The organism is Photobacterium sp. GB-1, from assembly GCF_003026165.1.
Lineage (GTDB): Bacteria > Pseudomonadota > Gammaproteobacteria > Enterobacterales > Vibrionaceae > Photobacterium.
In genome coordinates this window covers 44,868-68,389 of the sequence record NZ_PYOB01000010.1, presented here as the reverse complement: position 1 = coordinate 68,389, position 23,522 = coordinate 44,868, and the positions used below count along the sequence as shown (strand labels likewise).

The window sequence follows — 23,522 nt, the reverse complement described above, 5'->3', positions numbered from 1 at the left end:
CGATAATTACCGCAATTATTATTAATTGGTGGTTTTAACTATTCGAACTCAAATTGATAGCCACAAACAAAACCGCTAATTTAAAGCGCTGTTTGGGCTGAAAGGAAATATAACTATGACTTCACAAACAGGTATTATTCGTAGCTTCAACCCAGTAGAAAAGATTGGCTTAATTACAAGCGATCTTGGTGGCGATATTCGTTTTGACGCATCTCAAGTATGCAGTCATTCACAGCCTTCATCTGGTAGTATGGTTGAGTTTTCTCTAGACGATTCAAGCAATAAGCTAAAAGCAGTAAAAATTCGTTTCATCTAAAAACGATAAATTATAACTCATACTTTCTATAGATTATGAGAATAACATTCAGCCTAAGAAATAATATAACTATTATATCTTGGGCTGTTTTGTTTTATGGTATTAAAAATTAACTGTTCATTACTATTAATGATTTCTTTATATAAATACATTTAGAATAGATAAGTTTATGCTTCGCTACTTTTATATAAATCAGTTATCTCAAGGTGCTTACGTTCACTGGTGATATTTAGTTTTGAAAGGATGATAAAGAATTGTCTTTAATATCATATTTTTTCTACTGTGCTACATGTTGAACTGATGTAAACAGGCAACCGAATCAAAAAATTGTTATTGGTTGAACGTCAGTTAAAAAAAATCCCGAGTTAAACTCGGGATTTTTTTGTGTATCAGTTTTAATGGTTACGCCATGAAATGCGTTAAAAACTGGGTAATTGGCTCTAGGTAATTTTGGAAGATAACTAATGAGATTAAGCCACTAATTACCACCCAGATCAGTCCAAAGCGTAGGCTTACGATAGTACAAACAATCGCTGCGAGTACTTTCGGGTTTTCAAGGTTAAAGGCAAAGTTTGAACCTTTACCTAGAATTTCTACTGCAATGATTGCTGGCAATACTGTTACAGGAACAAAGCGTAATGTCTTTTTAAAACGCTCAGACATATTGAAGCGTCCTGCCATACCAATAACCGCGAAACGGATAACAAAAGTGGCTACCGCCATGACTAATGATAAGTAAATTACAAATTCATTACTTAAAACGATATGTGTATGAGAATCCATAATAGTAGCCCTTATTATTCAGCAGTTGCGTTAATTGGTTGAATATTTATTTGCTTTTTATCTTCTTTTTCCATTTCGTGACGAACTTCTTCTTTCAGCTCGGCTTCCATATGCTCAGTTGATAAATCCATTTTGTAGCCTGCGTACACACCAACGACTGCTGCTATAACTAAACCGAGTGAGTAAGGAAGGCCTGAAAGTAAGATCCCTGTGACTGTTGCGACCACTGCGGCAACAATACATTCACGATTTTTAACTTGTGGGATAACGATGGCAATGAAGGCGGCAACCATTGCAAAATCTAAACCGTAATCGGCGATGTGAGGAAAATACGAACCAATCATGGCACCAGAGAAATCAGCAACAACCCAGTTCACCCAAAAACCAAACATTGCTGCTAAATAAAACCAATGACGCCCTGGTTTTTCATGTTTCATCTCACCCACGGTTGCTGCGTATACCTCATCGGTTAAGCCGTATGCCATTAGTGCGCGTGTCGGCATGGAGTATTCTTTTACATATTCAGACAGTGACGCGCTATATAGAATGTGGCGTAAGTTGATAACAAAGGTGGTTAACGCAATCACTATTAATTCAGTAGAGGATTGCACCAGACCAAGCGCAACCATCTGTGCTGAGCCTGCAAAAACAGTCAGTGACCATAACGTACTTTGTAGAACGTCCATACCTGCGTTAATACTGATTGCCCCCACAATAAATGAAAATGGGAATGCCCCTACGCAGAGCGGGAAGATTGCCTTTAAACCTGCTTGTATAAGTTGTTTTTTCATGCGGCGCCTATTTGTTCTGTGTCGTTAAATGAAAAAAAATTTGCAATTAAGCTGAGTGATTATCTTTTTTTGCTGCCTTATTTGTCTGCAAATATATTTTAATGCAATATTTTATTCAATCATTTTTACTATCAAGCTATTAATATATTTTCATATAGTGGCGGTTTTTTGATACTATTTTTCGTTTATCTCTTTTAAAACAGTGTTTTGCGTAGGTTGTTTCATTTTTGGAAGTATTGATCTTGATATTAGGTGCAAAAAAAATTGCAAGTTTTGATTTTTAAAGGTTAAACTAAATTTGAATTTTCGATAGCGAGATAAAAATCATGACAAAAGTAATCACATCTAAATCAGCACCAGACGCAATTGGTCCATATTCACACGGTAATGCATTTGGCGATTTGATCTTTACATCTGGTCAGCTTCCAGTATGTAAAGAGAAAGGTGGCATTGTAGATGGTGGTATTGCAGAACAATCTCGCCAGTCATTAGTTAACTTACGTTCAGTTCTTGAAGCGGGCGGTGGTGACATGGATACAGTTTTAAAAACAACATGTTACCTAGCAAATATTGAAGACTTTGCTGCTTTTAATGCGGTTTATGCTGATTTCTTTAAAACAGAGTGCCCTGCACGTAGCTGTTTTGCAGTGAAAGATTTACCAATGGGTGCACTTGTAGAAATTGAAGCGATTGCACACCGTAAATAATTAGATCTGCATTAAACAATAAATATAAAACCGTTAGGGGTTACTTATGAATACACAATGGCAGCAATACAAAGATATCATTAATACAGTTGTTAAACCTGCGTTTGGTTGTACAGAGCCGATCTCAGCCGCATATGCATCAGCTGTTGCAGCTGAATTGCTTGGACGAGAGCCTGAAGAACTCGATGTAAAGGTATCTGATAACCTGTTTAAAAATTCGATGGGTGTTTTTGTTCCTGGTACTGGCCGTATTGGCTTACCTATTGCTTCTGCTGCTGGTGCTATTGGCGGTAACCCTAACGGTGGTTTAGAAGTGCTGGTAAATATTAAGGCAGAAGATGTCGAGAAAGCACAGCTGCTGATTGATAACGGTAAAATTAAAGCAGGTCGTAAAGACGTTAAAGAGTTTATTTACTGTTGTGTTGAAGCAAAAGCGGGTGATGATGTCGCGATAGTTGAAATTAGCGGTGGTCATACACAAGTTGTGAAAAAAATGCTTAACGACAAAGTTGTGTTTGATGCGTCTTCTGATGTAAATACGAGTGATAAACCAAAATCAACGGCGTCTGTGTGTGAAGGTGTCGATATCTCAATCAAAGGTATTTATGAGTTTGCTACCAGCGTTGATTTTGAAGAGATTAAATTTATTCTAGAAGCGCGTGATTTGAATAGTGCGTTATCAGATGAAGGCTTAAAACATGCCTATGGATTACAGGTAGGCAGAACGATTCAAAAAAGTATTGCGAAAGGGCTATTTGGCGATGGTTTAATTAACAATGTCGTAATGCGCACAGCTGCGGCATCTGATGCTCGTATGGGTGGTGCAACATTACCAGCAATGAGTAATTATGGTAGTGGTAACCAAGGTATTGCTGCAACGATGCCGATAGTTGGAATTGCTAAACATTATGGTTCTTCTGAAGAGCAACTAGCGCGAGCGCTAATCATGAGCCACCTTGGCGCTATTTATATGAAATCATTCTATCCGCCACTATCACCGTTCTGTGGTAATGCAGTAACAAGCTCTGCGGCTGCTATGGGTATGGTTTATTTAGCCGGTGGTGATTTTGAGCAAATGTGTTCAGCGATTCAAAATACCCTAAGTGATACTACAGGTATGTATTGTGATGGCGCGAAATCCACGTGTGCTATGAAAGTTAAAAGCTCAACAAACTCTGCGGTAATGAGCTTTTTAATGGCGATTGAAAATCATGAAGCACAATCTCAAGGCATTGTTGCTGAAGATGTTGAAACAACTATTCGTAATGTCGGTAAGATGGTTCGATTTGGTATGGTAAATACTGATGCAACAATCATTGATATTATGTCAGCATAAGTAACAAGAATTATAAGCGCCATTGCGAGTAATCATGTTTATCGCAACATGATTACGCAATGGCTTTTTCTATTTGTGGAAAGCCGTACTGTTTTTCTGAATGCTTCTTTATTTTCATTTAAAAAGAAAAACGTAGATACTCTGAATGTATTATTATTGATACAATAATAGCAATGAAGTCATTGGGAACGTTATGTTCAAATAGGGGATCAAGCGTGAATGAATTAACCGAAAGCGATTACGATATCCTCCGTGCGATGGAGAATATCGTTGATGGTATTGCGGCAATGTGGGGAGAGCATACAGAAGTGCTACTACATTGTTTGGATGCAAATAATCCATCAATCATTAAAATTGCGAATGGTCATATTACAGGGCGTGAAGTTGGTGCACCAATCACGAATATTGCGTTAGTGAAGCTGAATGAAGGTAAAGATGTTTCTGATGCTTACATTACCAAAAGTCCTGATGGTAAAACATTACGCTCGTTAACAACCATTATTCGAAATAAACAAAATAAAGCAATTGGTATGTTATGCGTAAATTCTAATTTAGACGCACCGTTTCAGTCGATGATGCAAAGTTTGTTACCGAATATCCATTCGCATTTTGAGTTTGGAGTAACATCTGAAACGTTCGCAAGAAATAATGATGAAATGATGCACAGTTCAATTGAGAATGTGCGAGAGCAAGTGGTGAATGATAGCAATATTCCACCATCGAAAAAAAGCCGCGAGATAGTGACTCGTTTGCATGAATTAGGCATTTTTGATCTAAAAGATAGTGCCCAAATTGCAGCGAAAGGATTAGATATCTCTATCCATACTATTTATCGCTATTTGCGTGAAATTCGTGCCCACGAAGCATGATATATACATTGTGAATGTTCTTATTAATATGCCTTCAGGTGATTTTTTTGAAGGCGTATAAATCTAATCTAGTCTCCTTTTTATATTTATTGTTAATAGCTTTAAGTTTTACAATAGCAATCCATTCTATTCATACTTTCCTCAGGTTTTAATGCTCTATTAAAATTTTGTTCACATCAAAAAATTCTACAACAAATTTGCGAAATAAGAATCATACTAATATTGAGAATAATCTTTTTTTATTTTCATTAAATTTCAAATAGTTAATTGCTGTCATTTTTTTTGCGTACTAAATATAAGCTATTTATTGGTCTCATATTTAGAGGAGAAATCGATGTCGGTAAAATTATTACCAACAATACTATTGCTTTTTTCTCTTTTTGCTTTGATTTTTTCGTCTCCAGTTGAAGCTGGGCATTCAAATCACGGTGATATGCGCTGGAAGTTTTGTTTTTTTAACGAAGGGCGTGATATTCCCGCGGGTGAAACGATACCGTGGTCGTTCTATATTTTTGAATACCAAGCAATGGATACTGATTATTGTACGATGGCAAATCTTAATTGGTCTTGGGATAGCACAATGGGAGGCGGTCACGACATAGAAGGGCCAATACCAAGGGGAACGGTGAAATGTTCAAATAATCGTATTTCTCATGAGATAAATGTAAACGGTTCTGTTCGCGCACTTGTTGCTGGTCGTCATGTGGGGTGGAGCTTTAATGGGGAAGGTTCCCATAATGAATGGTGGCATGATTTCACTAAATGGGAAAACAACTGTGCTAACGCTGGGAATCCGATTGAGTTTTTCGATGATCATTCGATGATTGATAGTCAAGATTACTCTGAGGCTAATATTAATCGAAATACCATCAAATACTGGCCAAACTATACCGCTTATGATGAGGGTGACGATTACCCACGAGCCGAAGATACCGGAAACAATTATCACGGTGATGGAAAAGACGACATAGATGATCCTTATCATATGTTCATCACTGTTTTTGATACATTGTCAGGGTATGAGCTTTGGGACTTATCTGATGCGCCATCTCCTTATGTGACAGATCCAAATAATGGTGGTCCCTCTCACAAATTGTATGATCAAGATAACGATGGTGTTACTGATTTACGATTAGGGTCGTGTTGGGATGGTGATGATTGGATAAGCGATGGCGTAACCTTAAATAGTTCGGCGACCTCCGATGATAATCAAGTTGGTTATACTCTTAATGGGACCTGTTCTGGTAATGATACAGATGATGGTGTTACTTTCCCATCTGGTACAACCTTTGAAAAAGGAGGCAATATAGAGTTCATCGTTAATTGGTCTTACGACAGTGATGCCCCTGGTGTGAATACAGACTATGGTATCGCCGCTGTTTGGATCGATTACGATAAAGATAACGATTTTTCCGATGAGATGGTTTTATTAAGTTACCCGAGATTTGATGTTTATCCTTCTAACAACACAGGGCTCCACTCACTTGCAATTCCTGAATCTGCGCTAACAGGTGATGTTTATCTCCGAGTAAGAATTTGTATTGAAGATGCTGCTAGTCAGTGTACTCAGCCATTAATGTCTCCAAATGCTCCCTACCTTTCTGGTGAGGTTGAAGATTACAAAATTACTATTGTAGAGAGTGCTGATTATGGTGATGCACCCGATACGACATCAGGCACAGGTACTAACGATTACCAAACTTTATCTGCAAATTCAGGAGCTTCTCATCTTAAAAAAGATATTGATAATGATGGTACGGTAGATTTAATGTTGGGTACCAGTTGGGATACTGATGATGGGACGTTACAAAATGCCGATGCAACAGCAGACGATAATAATGGCTCTGATGATGAAGACGGTATTGCTTTAAATAGTTCAGTACGAGCAGGGCAAACTGAATATATTACGATTACAACGACGAAAGACTTCGATTCAGGGTTAAACGGTTTACAAGTTTATGCTTGGGCTGATTGGAATCAAAATGGTGTTTGGGAAAATAGTGAAAAAATAGTCGATAGACCCTCAGCTGTTGCAAATAGTCAAGCATACGCTTTTACAATACCAACGGGAGCAATGGTTGGAAATACATTCATCCGTGTTAGAACCTGTTCTAGTGACACTTCATGTAACTCCCCAACAGGTAGTGCTGATGATGGTGAAGTTGAAGATCAAAAAATTCAAGTGCTTTCCATCTATTCTTGTGACCTCTCACCGCTTTCTGATGCAACACCAAACGCTAGTCATGGCAGTCCAATTACCAATACTGTTATCTCAAGCTCGCCATTAGTCTTAAAACATCTGGTGACAGGGGGAGTTGCATTACAAAAAGACGGACAGAGGCAAAGCTATGCTTACAACAATATAAGTTGTGGCTCTACAGCTCCTTTCTTGTGGTTATCTGATGGGGTCTCATCATCAGGAGTTAGCTGTGGGGCGAGTAAAATGAGAGGCTTTACTATAACCGACGTGACAGGTTCAGGGGCAGCACTAGATCCTTTCACTGTATGGTCTACTCGGTACTGGGATAGAAATAGTAATAATAATTACGATGGCAATGATATTCGTGTAACAACACGTATTAGTTATGTTGCTGGTGAGCTTTTCTATGATACGAAATTTTTGCTTGAGTCAGCTAACGGTTCTAATACAAATAATATTTTAGTCTCTGTTGGCTTTGATACGTATTTAAGTGGTGGAGATAATGGGGGTGCGTTTGCTGTCCCTTATAATGCAGCCAACTATCAACCTGATGGTTCCGGTCAATATAATGTTGTTGGTGTAACAAAAAATTATTCTAATAGTGACCAATTTATGGGGTATCTGAAATTAGATACGTCTTGGGTCAATTACTTCTCAGGACATTATGGCAGTCCTAAAAATTTGTTGAAGAGTAGTCCTTATACATTAAACAATGAGTTGAATACGAATGTAAATACCGATAATGGTATTGCTGTTCAGTGGAACTTTGGCGCCGTTAATATGTGTGAGGAGCACAATGTTAGAATGCTCTTCTCAACACTGGGTGAAGCCGTTGTTCACGCGTTTGAAAATGACCTTGGTGATGCGCCTGATCCAAATAGTGGAACAGGTACGGGGAATTATCAGACGACCGCGGCAAATGGTGGTCCTGCTCATAGAAAGTATGACTATGATAATGATGGGCAGGTTGATTTAATCTTAGGGGATATTTGGGATAACGATTTAGGTACATTACAAAGTGCGACAGCCAACGCCGATGATGAAGATGGCGCTGATGATGAAGATGGCGTGACCTTCCCTGCGATATTCAAGGCAGGGCAAACGATGTCTGTTGATGTGAAAGTATCTCGTGATCCCCAAACGAATTTATCAGGCGTTTATGTTAAAGGTTGGGTAGATTGGAATCAAAATGGCGTGTTTGATAACAGCTCAGAAGTGATTTTTTCAGCGGGTGATACAGGTAACGCCTCTAGCCTAATAGGTACCAATACTTTTTCTGTCAACGTCCCCAATAATGCCCTTAGTGGAAACACGTATATGCGTGTAAGGGTATGTTCTCAAACTGCAGGCTGCCAAAATACGATGATAGATACTGGCAGTGTCAGTGACGGTGAGGTTGAAGATTATTTAATTACAGTAGAGCCAACCAGCATTTCTGGGTATGTTTTTAACGATGATGGATTCGGTGGTGGTATTGAAAACAATACCATAAAAGACGGTTTTGAAGCTGGTATCAGTGGTATTGGCGTAACACTTTATAATCAAACTCAGAATAGTTGTTTGTTTGTTCAAACGTCTAATGGCAATACCGATCAAAATAATGATGGCGTTGTTGATGATTTAGATAAAGGGTACTTTGAATTTGAAATTACCCCGGGCGATGCCTATTTTCTTTATGAGACAGCACCTCTGACTGTCGCACCCAATTGTGGGGCTGGCCCTCCTTCTCAAGGCACGGTTATTGATGGAACAACTATCACAAATGCTCAAATAAGAGATCCCTCTGGCTATATATCGACGTCACCTAATGTGATTGAATTAGGTACGGTCAATGATGATTTATCGAATCAAAATTTTGCCGATAAGGCATATCAATTTACATTTGGAGTCTGTTCTTCAGAAGCGTATCTGTTTAAAAATGCCCCATCAGATATGTATGAAATTAGCCTATTAAATGGTACCGAAACTGTAGTAAATAATACTCAGGATATAGTTATTACTGGTGTCGGTCACAGTGTTAGGCAGAATATTTTATGGGGTATGAATGCTGGCGATATTATTGCAATTGATCGTTCAGGAAGTGAAATCTTTAGGTTTGACGTACCTGGTATTTTCTGGGCAGCAAACAACCCTAATAATCAAATTCAATATTTAGCGGGTGATGTAACTGACGATGATATATTGATCATGATGGATTCTCAACATAATGGCCGTCGTGTTCATTTCTTTGATGTAAACCCAAACTCTCCAACCTATAAAACTCAGCTAGGTATGAGCGACACACTTGGTCCTATTGATCTTGGTGATATTGCTATAAATCCAATAGATAAATCAATTTGGACTATTCGATGGTATAACATGACGCTCTTTAGGATCGACGTTAATCTGAATAATTATACGGCATCAAAAACCCCGATGGGCTCAATAGATAATATTCCTCGAGGAGGAAATAGTGATGGTCCGGGGGCGCTTTATTTTGATGATAATGGATCACTATATGCGAGTATTAATGGTACAGGGGAATTGTGGAGGATTGACATTTCCTCACCCGCTTCACCAAACTTAAATGCACAGCTAGTTGGAAACGGTGTAACTGCAACGGTTAACGATGGTGCTCGGTGCCGATATGCAGAAACTTCTGCCATAGTCACTACTGATACATATAGTCAGCTTTCTGGTTATGTTTTTGAGGATGATGGCAATGGTGGTGGTGTTGCTGACAATGGTACAAAAGAGAGTAATGAAAACGGTATAGCTGGCGTAAATGTTCTCATCTATGAATATGATCCGAGTAACGGAAATAGAAGTTGTTATACGGTGTCAACAAGCGATGGCTCTTTTGATGTCGATATCGGTTACTGGAGTAAAACAGTAACTAATGGGCATGAATACACTGTTTTTGAGGCCGGACAACTCACCTCCGCGCCTGATTGTAGTAGTGGGCCACCAACATTTGGTACTGTTAGTACGCTTGATGGCTCTGTAAGTAATAATTCTATTTCTGATCTAAGCGGATATATTTCTACATCAACAAATACAATTTCTCTTGGCACCGTGACAAGTGAACAATCGAATGTCAATTTTGCTGACAAAATAGTATCAAACCTATTCTCATCATGCCCAGTTAAAGCATATACAGCCCTTAATAATGCTCCGAATAATCAATGGGGGCTATTAGGTATGCAAACGGGATTGATATCGCCATCACCGATTGACGACCCTTTTTCTGCCTTAGGCTTTAGTATGCGTCAACAGGTGATTTGGGGCGTAAACAATACGACAAATACGATTCAGGCTTTAGACGCTAGCGGAACGGTAATCGCAAACCTCAGCAGTGTTTCAATGGCCTCTGGTGAAATTACTGGGGGGGATGTCACCAATGATGATGTATTAATACTCACAGTAAGTGACAACACGTCAACAACGATTTATCTATACGATGTTAATCCAGCCTCTGAAAACTATTTACAACGTATTGGTAGTCAGAACTCCAGTTCATCAAATATGTTTCATGACATAGCGATTTCTCGCACCGGGGAAATTTATGCTGTTTTTGTTAATGGACAAGTAAATAGAATAACGATTAACTTTACGACGGGTACTTTTACTACATCAAGCGTGGGTAGCCTCTCCAACAGCTTTAATCGAGACTTTGATTCTTTGTTTATCGATGTCGACGATAACTTATATGGATTAAGTGGGGCTGTAAATGGTGGTAACGGTAATGGAACGTCAACCATGGATATGGTTTGTTTCCAAGCCAGCAACCCATCGTCGACGGCAGTTTTAGTGGGTACATCAACGGTATCTATAGATGATGTTTCTACCGATGGTGCATTATGTCGTTATGCGAGTGTACCTCCACCTAGACAAATTTCTGGTTATGTTTATGAAGACCAATTGACCCAAGATATTGATGGCGTATCAAGGCAGAATGGGTCAAAAGATGCTGGTGAACCCGGCATATCGGGTGTGACTATCACTCTCTATGATTTAACTGATGAAGTCTGTCAACAAACAACAACTGACGGTTCAGGTTATTATCAGTTCACTGTAGGTAAAGGTCACGAATATGAAATTTATGAAACAGCAGATGCCGGAACAATAGATTGCTCAACGGGACCGCCATCATTTGGAAGTGTGGATAAATCGACGGGTTCAGTGGTGAATAACGATGTCGCTGATCCTTCTGGTTATGGTTCAATAACGCCGAATAAAATCGCTCTTGGAATAGTCGATAACGATAGCACTAACAATAATTTTGGTAACTTTGTTGCCAGTCAACCATTTGATACCTGTAGTATTACCGCTTATCTTTCAAATAATTCCCCAACGGCGACAAATTACAGTCAAATAGAATTAATTTCTGGTGGGCGTACCAACATAAACAGCTCATCAGCTGCGACCGTTCACGCCATGGGATACAGTGTGCGACAGCAAAGAATATGGGGGGTGTCTGCCAATTACAATGATCTCATTGCTCTCAATTCACAAGGTGATACGGTGGCAAGAATATCCAATGCTGATGTACCGACTCAAACAACAGTAGCGACGGTGACTGATGACGATATTTTGGTGCTTGTTACTAATAATGCGCTAGGTCGGCAATTACGCTTTTTCGACGTGAACCCTAATTCATCATCTTATCTCACCGAAGTCGGTATACGCTCCGGTAATATCGGCATTAATGTTGGTGATATTGCTGTTCATCCGACAGATGGGTCGTTGTGGATGCTTTCTTATGATGACCGTCCGCACCTTTATAAGTTGGTATTAGATAGCACGGGGGTTAATGCACAGTCTATTACCGATGTTGGTGAAACGGACTTACCGAATGGAAGTGATGGTACTAATCCGGGAGCCTTATATTTTGATAAGTTTGGTTATCTATTTGTTGTCATGGAGGGGGCAAGTGCGCATCAAACTTTCCGGTTAGATATTACTAATTTGAATAGCCCATCATTAAGTGCGGAGTTAATGGGCACTGATACATTTTCAGCCAATGACAACATAGATGGAGCCTCTTGTCGTTATAATGGTGTAGAGCCAAATAAAGAAATATCTGGTTATGTTTTTACTGATACAAAGACCGCTGGCGTCAATGGATTCCAAAAACATAATGGACAAATGGATGGTGGAGAAGTTGGTATTGGCGGTGTGACCATCACATTGTTAGATGTTGCCGAAAATATATGTTACCAGGTGAATACGTCAGATGGTTCAAGCGATATTAATGGTGATGGTATTACAGACCCTCTTGGTTACTATTACTTTGATGGTAAGCACGGCAAAGAATATAAAATATTTGAAACCGCGAATGCTAGTTCTATCGATTGTAGTTTAGGTGAGCCATCTGCAGGTATTCAAGATGCTGCAACAGGAGTTGTATCTGGTGCTGAAATAGCCGATCCTACAGGTTACCTTTCTAGTTCCCCGAATGTTATTCATATTCCACTGATAACGACAAATATTGATAATCAAAACTTCGCAGATGTTCCTTTCACACAAGGGTTAACATGTGACAATACACCATATTTTGCAATTGGCTCAGGCACGGATACTGATTTACACAATGTGAATTTAACCACGGGTAATTTTACAGATGTAACGCTATCAGAAGTCGCTATGTATCGTGGACTTGGCTACAGCACTAGACAAAATATGTTGTTCTCGATCATGCAGCAAGGTTCGAATGATATTATCGCGATTAACAGCCTAGGTGAGCCCGTTCTTAGGTTTGGTGTGGATGCACCTTCTTTGTCGGCAATAGCGATTACAAATGACGATATACTCATTGCCATTACTAGAGATTTTTTAAGTTCAGGCATCAATTCTGTTCGTAAAATATTGCTGTATGATTTAAATCCGGCAAGAAGCACATATCTGTCTCGTATTGATACTAATGGTGACGGAGCAACAAATGATATCGGCTACACTATTGGCGATATTGCTATTCATCCTGATGGTAGTGTTTTTGCTATTGACGATTCGCTTAAGCTGCTGAAATTAAATATAAACCTTGATTTAAGTTCGAGCTCTTTAGGGCAGACGACAGTCACGGAAGTCGGTACGACGAATTATCCAGCGACGATTGAAGCGCCAGATGCACATTTCATGGATAGTAGTGGCTCGCTTTATGTCGTGTCAGGAGTGGTATCTCAGAGTCCTTATTACTATCAAATTTGGCGTTATGATATTTCAGACTCCAATGCCCCGAATTTGAACGGTGAGTTTATAGGGCGCTTTCAAAAAATATCACCAACAGCGAGTTACCACGACGGGGCCTTATGTCGATTTGTCGAAGTGCCTAAACTCAATAAAATATCGGGTTTCGTATTTGAAGATACGTTAACAACTGATCCGAATGGTATGTTGAAACACAATGCCGTGAAAGATACCGCAGAAGTAGGGATTGGAAATATAACGGTGACGTTATTTGATGTTGCTGGTAATGCTTGTTCTCAGATAGATACTTCTGATGGTACGCAAGATATTGATAATGACGGTAATATAGATAGTGCTGGTTACTATTTCTTTAAAGCTGAGCCTAATAAGGAATATAAACTGTATGAAACAGCAGGTGTTGGCACCATTGATTGTAGTGCGTCAGCACCATCTGGTGGTAGTGTAGATACGGTGACTGGTGCATTAAGTAATGTGCAAATCAAAGATCCAACAGGTTACTTATCAAGCTCGACTAATATACTTCATATACCATCACTAACTTCTAGTATCGAAGGTATGAACTTTGCTGATATTAGTTTTTCTAACGCTCTCACATGTGATGAAACGTTGTATTTTGCAACAGGTTACGGTTTCGATACTAACTTACATAATATTAATTATGCTAATGGCCAGCTGAGCGATGTTAATACCTCTGGTTCTTTTATCTACCGAGCAATTGGATATAGCGTAAGACAAAACTTACTCTTCTCTATATTGCAAAACGGAAATAACGATATCGTTGCTTTAAACAGCGCCGGTGAGCCTGTATTGCGCTTTGATGTTGATGCACCAATTGTTTCTGCTTTGGCGGTGACGAACGATGATATTTTGATCGCAGTAACGCGTAATCATTTAAGTTCTGGCATCAATTCGGTCAGAAAAGTGATGTTATATGACGTTAATCCAGCCCGAGAAAGTTATTTAACACGCATCGATAACAATGGTAGCGGTGCGCAAAATGATATTGGATATGATATCAATGATCTGGTTATTCACCCTGACGGTACCATTTTTGCGGTAGATACTAATCGCCATTTATTAAAACTAAATATTGCTACTGATCTCACATCAACAGCTACGATAGGACAAACATCGATAACCGATCTAGGAGAGATTGACTTCCCCAACAACATTAATGCGCCTGATGCACAGTTTATTGATAAAACAGGGGCTTTGTTTATCGTTTCTGGAGCTGAAACCACCACACCTTGGGAATATCAAGTTTGGCGATACGATCTTTCAGATTCATTAAACCCAGATTTAAAAGGTGGCTTTATAGGAACTTTTGCCGTACCTAGCGCCTCGACTGATTATAATGATGGTACCTTGTGTCGTTATGCGGAAGTACCAAAGGTACAAAAAGTATCGGGTTATGTTTTCCATGATGATAATACGACATTAGTCAGTGGTTTCGAAATTCAAAATGGGTCTATGGATAGTACCGAGCAAGGTATTAGCGGAGTTGGGGTAACGTTATATAATGTGACAGACAATCTGTGTACTGTTGTTGAAACGGCTGTAGGCGACACGGATGCTAATGGTGATGGCAGTATAAATTCACAAGATATTGGTTACTATGAATTTGCATTAGAATATCAAAAAGAATACCAGATATATGAAACCTATGGTGTTACCACATTAAACTGCGCAACGGGTCCACCATCAAGCGGCAGTATTAATACCACACTGGGCGCATTAGAAAATAGCGAAATAGCCGATCCTCCAAACCATTTATCTACAACAGCCAATGTCATCGATTTAGGTCAGGCTTATGGTAACTCTCTTAACCAAAACTTTGGTGATAGAGTGATACCTGCTCCTCATTCAGTATGTTCAACAACCGCATATTATTCAGACAATACGTCTACAGAAACAGATGTATTTACTCTCGATCTTTCCACTGGCGAGTTGACAACATTTATTGACGGCACTACAGCTATGGCATCTATGGGTTATAGTGTGCGACAGCAAATGATTTTCGCTGTCGATACCCAGATTTCAGGTGATTTGGTCGCAATTGATGCTAATGGCGATAGGATAATGCAACTTGCATTAAACTTACCAACAGCAAGTATTGCTACTGTTACCAATGATGATGTTTTAGTTGTCGTTAAAAACGCTATTGTTTCACTGTTCGATTTAAACCCTTCTTCATTAACCTACCTTCAACAACTAGGTACTTCCTCTGGTGATATTGGCACAATTATTGGTGACATTGCTGTTCATCCAACGACGGGGGAAATCTGGGCATTGAGTGATGGTTCACCAAATAAGTTAGTTCGTCTAAACATAAATACATTGTCAGGCTCAGCGACGATTACAGAATTTGGTAACACAAACTTCCCTGGGGAAGGTGAAGCACCTCAGGCCTTATATTTTGATAAAAATGGCTATTTATACGCAAATACCAATTCACACACACCGCAATTATGGCGTTTTGATATTAGCGATCCAAATACGCCATTAGGTGGATTTATTGGGGAAGGAGATCAGAGTGGTACCGGTGATGGTAGTCTTTCAGATGGCGCTGTCTGTCGATATGCAGATATACCAGCCGTTCAACGTGTTTCTGGATTTGTCTTTAATGATGATGGTAATAATAACGGCACAACAGATGATGGAGTAAAACATGATGATGAACTAGGTATTGGTGCAGTCAATGTTACGCTCTATAACCAAACAGATGGAACCTGTGAAACTATGATGACATCGGATGGAAATACCGATGTGACAGGCGATACTGTTAATGATCCTCTTGGCTATTATCAATTCGATTTATTATTTGGCAAGGAGTATAAAATATATGAAACAGCAATGTTTACCTCTATCTCCTGTGATAATGCCAATGGCCCAAGTAATGGACAAATTAATACTTCAACGGGGGCGGTTGAAAATAAACAAATCGTAGACCCAGTCGACCATTATTCAACTAGCCCAAATGTTATTGATTTAGGTTTTGCCTACGGTAATTTACCCAACTCTAATTTTGCCGATCGTGTGACACTTTTTCCATTTGAACAATGTCCTAAAGTTGGCTATCTGATGACGAAAGCAATTTCTGATTTATATGAAGTCGATATTGTTGCGGCTGAAGCCTCTATTAAATATCAGTCAGGCGTTGATCCTATCGTTAGTTTGGCTTATAGCCCCTACCAGAGTTTTCTATGGGGAGTTGAAGGTAACGGGCAACAATTAATGATGATCAACGCCAGTGGATATATCGCATCTCGTTTTACGATACCAGAGATAAGCGGAGTATCTATTACAGGGGGAGATGTCAGTGACGATGATATTTTGGTATTAACGGACAGTAACGGTGCCTTCCATTTCATTAATATAAATTCTTCCACATTAGATTTTCTAAATTACGTGGGTGTGTCAAATAACTCAGGCTATAGCCTAGGTGATATTGCTCTACACCCAACGTCCTCAACATATTGGGCAATTGAACAAATACAGAATGGTCGTTTATTAGAATTTACCTTAAATACCGTCAATGCAACGTTTACAGTCACTGATCATGGTCAGACGAATATCTCAGCTGGAGCTGACGGTATTTATTTTGATCGTGATGGAATTATGTTTGCCTATATTGAAAGCTCAGGCGAGTACTATCGGTTTGATATCAGCACACCAGCTTCACCTAACGTCGTGGGTGGAAAAGTCAGTACGATAGCAACGGGTACTGGTAATGGTGATAGTGCTTTATGTCGTTATGCTAATTTTGATATTGATTTTGGCGATGCACCGCAGAATCGTTATTCGACACGCATGCAACAAAATGGTCCAAGGCATGAGATGAGCGCAGGTTTACCTAAGATTGGCTCGCTGGTGGATCCTGAATTAGATGCAATCACCAATGATAATGCCGATATTGATGATACAACAGACACCAATGATGAAGATGGTTTCACACAGCCAGAGATCGTTGCTTATCTATCCGATACCGATACGTTAACACTGCAAGTCCCTGTAATGTCTGCAGGGGCTGGGTATATCTATGGTTGGATTGATTTTGATGGAAGCGGTAGTTTCGACTCTGATGAAAGAGAGTCATTCAACTTTTCACAAAGTGGTAATGTTGATTTAGATTTCTCAGTACCGAGTGATGTTCAACCCATTGATACTTATCTTCGTTTAAGGGTATGTACTAACTTTAGAGATTGTAATCAGCCTAATGGTGGTGCGCCTGATGGAGAAGTAGAAGATCATCTTATTTCACTCAAACCTGTGGCGGATTTAGAGTTAACCTTAGATTTAGACCCAGGTAGTACAGTTACAGAAGGTATTCCATTTAATGTTGTTGTCCAAGCAAGAAATTATGGACCTGCAATAGCCTTCAACACGAATGTGTTATTGGACATTCCTGATGACTATATATTTGTTCGGGCGTATGAAGGAGATGGTGAAACACCTCTAGCGGATGGTCGTTATGATCATGCTACGGGGATGTTGGACTTAGGTGCTGTTGGGCTTGGTTTTAGTGACTACGCGACAATAAGACTTGCATCTAAAAATCTCTCACCATCAATAATCAATAGTGAAATAGAGTCATCAGACGTAAGAGACAGTGATGCTACTTTCAATAATGGGTTTGGTAACGGTGAAGATGATACTTTCAGCGTTACTCCTTCAGTTGTAACTTCCGTTGCGCCTGATATTTGTATCGCTCCAAGAGTCTATGAAAAAGACGCTTCTTTCTTAGATGAGACCACTAACGAATATATTATTACGTTACCACAGACTAGCCAGCGAGGTTATTTGTGGAGTTACGACCTGATGGATTTAAATAAAAGCCTTTATTTCGAACTTGCTGTTTATTTAGGGGATCGTTCCTGTAACCAAAACTGTAATCAAGGAACTGGCTCGATAGAAGCAGGTGCTGATGGTATGACATTTATTATCACTTCAGATGATAGAGGCTTTAATGCGTCGGGCTCTTGGGGGGGATTACTGGGTGTTGGTGTTGGTGCGAGCGGTGGAGGAACTGGGCCTATATCTCCATCAGTCGTCGTTGAATTTGATACCTATGATAATTTAGGGAATGGCTTTACTGATGAACTCAGTAACAGTAGTACCGGGCGACAATTTATCGATCACACTGCAGTATATTTAGATGGTGATTTGAGAACACCTTCAACGGCGTCGACATTGATGGCGCCAAAAGCCGTCGGTGGACCAACAGCAACGGCGCCTAGCGGTGAACTCGAAGATGGACGTTATCATCTAACACAGTTCTATTGGGAGCCAAGTACGAATAACTTAAAATACTATGTTGATGGTGAGGTCATTGGTGATATTAACTATGATCTGCGCTCACATTTTAATACTAACATGGTACGTTTTGGTTTCTCGGGTAGTACGGGGGCGGCATGGAATTTACAAAAAGCTTGTTTTACAGAGCCGCCAGATGTACTCGGGCCTGATCTTGGTGATGCTCCTGATCTTACCTCTGGCACTGGAGTCGGAGACTATACAACGACTTATGAAAACAATGGCGCGATTCATGTACAGTCTGATGATGATGATAATGGACAAATTGATTTACGTTTAGGAAACATGTGGGACACAGATTTAGGTGATGGACAAAACCCAACAGCAACGGCGGATGATGAAAATAACTATGATGATGAAGATGGCGTTACCTTCTCATTAATGCATGCGAAAGGTGGTGACACTCTTAATATCAGTATTGATGTTCAAGCAGATACTGCCGCAGCAGGCCAACCTATCCACCTCTATGGTTGGTTAGACTTTAATAGAGATGGTGACTGGGATGATGCGAATGAGCAAGTAATAAGTACATCTTCAGCAGTAAATGGGACGAATGTTTTCCCTGTTACTATCCCGTCTGATGTGACATTTGGTTATAGTTTTCTTCGTGTAAGGCTGTGTGACAGTACCGTTTGTAATAAAACATACGGCACTGCGAATAAAGGTGAAGTCGAGGATTATCGTTTCCTATTTTATGAGCTGAATGAGAATGCGACGTGTAATTTGACGATTCATACCCAAGAGGTATCGGCGTCGAAACGGTTAGAAAATATTGATTTGGCAAATACGCCGATAAGTATGAATGGCATTGTTGATCCTATAACTATCATTAACCAAACAAACGTATCGAATATTGATGCGATCGGATTTGATGCTGTCACAGGCTTTATTTACGGTACATTTGTTAATGCAGATACAAATAATATTCATCTATTTGTGACTGACCGTGACGCAACAAGTGTGGTTGATCTGGGCTATATATATGCTGAGAGTAATGTTGATATCAATAAAAGTGATGGGTCTACTGTATCGCTAGAGGAAGGGCAAATATTAAACACATCACTATCTATTCCCGCGCCATCTGCTGGAGATATTTCTTCTGATAATCAATACCTCTTTGTTTGGCATCAAGATCTTACTTCGATCATTAAAATAGATACATCGACACAATCATTTAGCGTTATGCCACTTCAATTACCGAATGGCGTCACAGCGCTTTCGGGAGGCGGAGACTTAGCTGTTGATGATACTAACCATAATATTTATTTTGTGGATATAGAAGCAGGCAATTTCTACGAGATTCACCCAACAAACGGCTTAGTCACGACTCATTCTTTAACGTTTAATGGGCTATCAAGCCCACAAGTAGACGGTAATGGTAATTTGAAGGTTGAGGGGCTCCTAATGGATACTACAACCAATTTATATGTCATGACGAACGGTGGTAATCATGACTCAAATAATGACAACATCATTGATGTGATGGGTCAATCAGCACTATATCGAATTAATATACCAACAAAAGAAGTCAGTTTCTTAAAAGTGACAACAGCAACAAGTATTGAAAAAGCAGATATTGCAGGTTGTTATCAATCAAAAGACTTTAGTGATGGCGATAGTCAATATGCTCAAGCATCGCACCTTTATTTAGATAGCAAAAATAATAATGATGGAACGGTTACACCTGATGGGGTAGGCGACTTCTTACTTGGTACATCATTGGATCCGGAACTTAATGCGAAAGTACATTCTTTAGCAACAGGGGATGACACCCATGGGTATGATGATGAAGACTTAGCCATTCCTTCACCAATTATTGTCGAAACACCGACCGCGGTGAGTATCCCTGTTGTTGGTAATGGCTACATTAATATCTGGGTTGATCTAAATAATGATTTTGATTTCGATGATCCTAATGAGCATTTACACGATGACACCTTCTTAACGACAGGTACACATTCATTACAGTTAGAGCTCGATGCGGCAAGCGCATTTGGATACAGTGGTGATACAACCATGCGTATTCGCTTCTGCTCGACAGCAAATAACTGTGATACTCCACACGGAGAGGCCTTAGATGGAGAGGTTGAGGATCACTTATTTGAGCTCTTAAACAGAATAGTACTTAGTGGTTATGTGTTTGAAGATAACGGTGTAAATATAGCAACTGCACATGATGGTATTAAAGCAAGCTCAGAAATAGGACTTAAAGACTTTGATGTCACAGTCACATTTAATGATTCTGGTGTTACAGGTGTGAGTGCCGGCGATGTCATATCTGCGAAATCAACACGTGGTGACGGATACTATAAATTTATACTAGGTGTTGATTACGCCGATAAAGATTTACTGCTAAATATTAAATCTCAATCTAAATGGGTGGATATTAGTGAGGCTGACGTTAGTGCTATTTCACAGGTTTCAAGCTCGAGTGTGTTTGACAATGAAATGGCAATCAACGCGAGTGCAGGTGATGACATTACAGGGCTAAACTTTGGTAAAGTCACAGTGCCACGTTTAACTGAAAGCCATACCAAGACTTCAGAACCTGGAAAGCCGTTATTAATTCCTCATAAATTTAATTTAAATACAGAAGCAGATATAACATTTAACGTTATACCTGATAATCGCTACAGTGCTACCAGTGGCTGGGTTGTATTACTTTATCATGATCAAGACTGTGATCTAAATATTGATGAGACCGATCCAAAAATAAATTTAGGTGGGGCTCAATCAGTATCGGGAACAACAGAAATATGTATAATTAGTCGAGTAAATATTCCATCGACAGCAACCAATGATCAACAGTATCAATATCAAATAACGGCTGATGTGGATTATGCTCAAAATTCTCCCTTTATGACACAGTTGATAAAGCAAGCAGTTGTATCTGACACGATTAAAGTTACTTATTCGGGATCTGGTGAATTAAAGCTATCTTTAACCGTAAATAATATAACAACAGATAATCAAAACGTATTAAGTAATCAAGGTACACCGAATGATATTTTAGAATATGTTGTTACGTATTCTAATGTAGGGACGGGGCCAATTAGTGACATTGTTATTTTTGAAACAACACCGCCATTTACTGAATTAAGTGAGCCGATTACATGCAGTACCCTTTTACCTTGTAATGTTGATACAGTCCATGGTGCTAATCAAACCGGTTATCAAGGTGATATATCTTGGATATTAACAGGGCAACTACTTCCAGGCCAACGTGGAGAAATATCATATCGCGTTAAAATTGAAGATTAATATTAAGACTCTTTATTGAAAACTATTTTTAATTATTAAATTTAATAATTTTATCAAATTTAATAATTGTTTATTTTTTTGTTCTTTTTTGTTGTTTTCATTAACGCCTTTTTTCTTAAATTTGATTCTTTTATTTTTATCTACTCAGTTATATTAAAGATAGAGAAATAAAAATAAAAATAAAAAAGTCAACTTTGTTATAACACAGCATCACGTGCATAACTTTATTATGGATATTTAAACATGCTGAAGAATTGTCTACGTATTGTTTCATTAATGTTTTTGCTTTTTGGTGGCGTCTTGCCATCAATGGCAGGACATTCAAATCACGGTGATATGCGCTGGAAGTTTTGTTTTTTTAACGAAGGGCGTGATATACCCGCGGGTGAAACGATACCGTGGTCGTTCTATATTTTTGAATACCAAGCAATGGATACTGATTATTGTACGATGGCAAATCTTAATTGGTCTTGGGATAGCACAATGGGAGGCGGTCACGACATAGAAGGGCCAATACCAAGGGGAACGGTGAAATGTTCAAATAATCGTATTTCTCATGAGATAAATGTAAACGGTTCTGTTCGCGCACTTGTTGCTGGTCGTCATGTGGGGTGGAGCTTTAATGGGGAAGGTTCCCATAATGAATGGTGGCATGATTTCACTAAATGGGAAAATAACTGTGCTAACGCTGGGAATCCGATAGAGTTTTACGATGACCATTCAATGCTTGATAGTCAAAATAATACTGAAAGTAATATTAATCGAAGTACCATCAAATACTGGCCAAACTATACCGCTTATGATGAGGGTGACGATTACCCACGAGCCGAAGATACGGGAAACAGTTATCATGGTGATGGAAAAGGTGACATAGATGATCCTTATCATATGTTTATCACTGTCTTTGATGTTTTAGATGGGTATGAGCCTGTTGATTTGGGGGATGCGCCAGATCAACAATATAATTCCACTGTATGGCCATCTTATGCAACGATGTTGTCCTCAAATGGTCCTGCCCACCAATTTAAAGATGAAAATAATGACGGTGTTCAGGATATACGTATTGGTCCATGTTGGGATGCAGAAGATGAATCTTCTCCAAATAGTTTAGCTAATTCAGATGACACGAGTTTAGGCTATCTCAATAATTGTACAACAAGTGATGAAAATGAAGGCAGTATTCGAATACACAGACATAGTACTGGAGACACTCTTGTTTTGGATAACCCTGGGGTGTCTCAAACTTTATGGATAGGTGATACTTATACTTTTTATGTTGATGTACACTTTGAAAATACCGATACAGATAAACACTTAGAAGTTGGTATCGATTTTACAAAAACAGGTGATTTTACAACGGTTCTCGTTGCTGACTTAGATAGCGCTTCAAGCCCACATACCGTTTCTCAGGCATTCACTATTCCATTTTACTCACATAATGTAGATACCCTTCAAACTTATATGAGAGTCCGTGTTTGCGACTCATCATGTACTTATACAACCGATTCACTGGGGCAGAAAATTTTAACTTCGACGGGCGTGCAGCCTGCTGGAGAAATTGAAGATTATAAAATTAGTTTACGCTCACCATTTGATTTAGGTGATGCCCCATTTGATGCCAATGTTGCGGACTTTGCAGATGAGTCAAATGGCCCTATGCACCATTTCAGATCCTCTATGTCAAATGATTATTCTGAACCGGCTCTTACTTTAGGCTCTTGTTGGGACTCTGAGGAGTATATGACAGGTAATGCTAATGC

At 39.3% G+C, this 23,522-nt stretch carries 7 protein-coding genes; 5 read left to right on the top strand and 2 right to left on the bottom strand.

Going from position 1 to position 23,522, the window contains the following annotated elements; genetic code table 11:
- The first annotated feature begins 115 nt into the window (after positions 1-115).
- Complete coding sequence (locus tag C9J45_RS11845; RefSeq protein ID WP_006644747.1) at positions 116-316, top strand: hypothetical protein; 201 nt, start codon at positions 116-118, stop codon at positions 314-316.
- 402 nt (positions 317-718) lie between these two features.
- Here the strand turns inward: C9J45_RS11845 and C9J45_RS11840 are convergent, their stop codons facing one another.
- Together C9J45_RS11840 and C9J45_RS11835 are read right to left on the bottom strand one after the other, a co-directional pair.
- Positions 719-1,099: an AzlD domain-containing protein gene (locus C9J45_RS11840; RefSeq protein ID WP_107206762.1), complete on the bottom strand. Its 381-nt coding sequence runs from the start codon at positions 1,097-1,099 to the stop codon at positions 719-721.
- Between the two features lie 14 nt (positions 1,100-1,113).
- The gene (locus tag C9J45_RS11835; protein WP_107206761.1) at positions 1,114-1,890 is read right to left on the bottom strand and encodes an AzlC family ABC transporter permease; all 777 of its coding nucleotides are present in this window, start codon (positions 1,888-1,890) and stop codon (positions 1,114-1,116) included.
- Between the two features lie 326 nt (positions 1,891-2,216).
- Here C9J45_RS11835 and C9J45_RS11830 point away from each other — a divergent pair, with 326 nt between their 5' ends.
- From C9J45_RS11830 to C9J45_RS11815, 4 genes are all read left to right on the top strand, one after another.
- Entirely contained in the window at positions 2,217-2,597 is a 381-nt protein-coding gene (locus C9J45_RS11830) for a RidA family protein (RefSeq protein WP_008989716.1), read from the top strand.
- 46 nt (positions 2,598-2,643) lie between these two features.
- Positions 2,644-3,933: a serine dehydratase subunit alpha family protein gene (locus C9J45_RS11825; protein WP_107246424.1), complete on the top strand. Its 1,290-nt coding sequence runs from the start codon at positions 2,644-2,646 to the stop codon at positions 3,931-3,933.
- Between the two features lie 215 nt (positions 3,934-4,148).
- Positions 4,149-4,802, top strand: coding sequence for a transcriptional regulator (locus C9J45_RS11820; protein ID WP_107287499.1), 654 nt, complete (start codon positions 4,149-4,151; stop codon positions 4,800-4,802).
- Positions 4,803-5,136: 334 nt separating this feature from the next.
- Positions 5,137-21,762 (top strand): GEVED domain-containing protein, encoded by a 16,626-nt coding sequence (locus tag C9J45_RS11815; RefSeq protein WP_107292560.1) that lies wholly within the window; start codon positions 5,137-5,139, stop codon positions 21,760-21,762.
- The last annotated feature ends 1,760 nt before the right edge of the window (positions 21,763-23,522 follow it).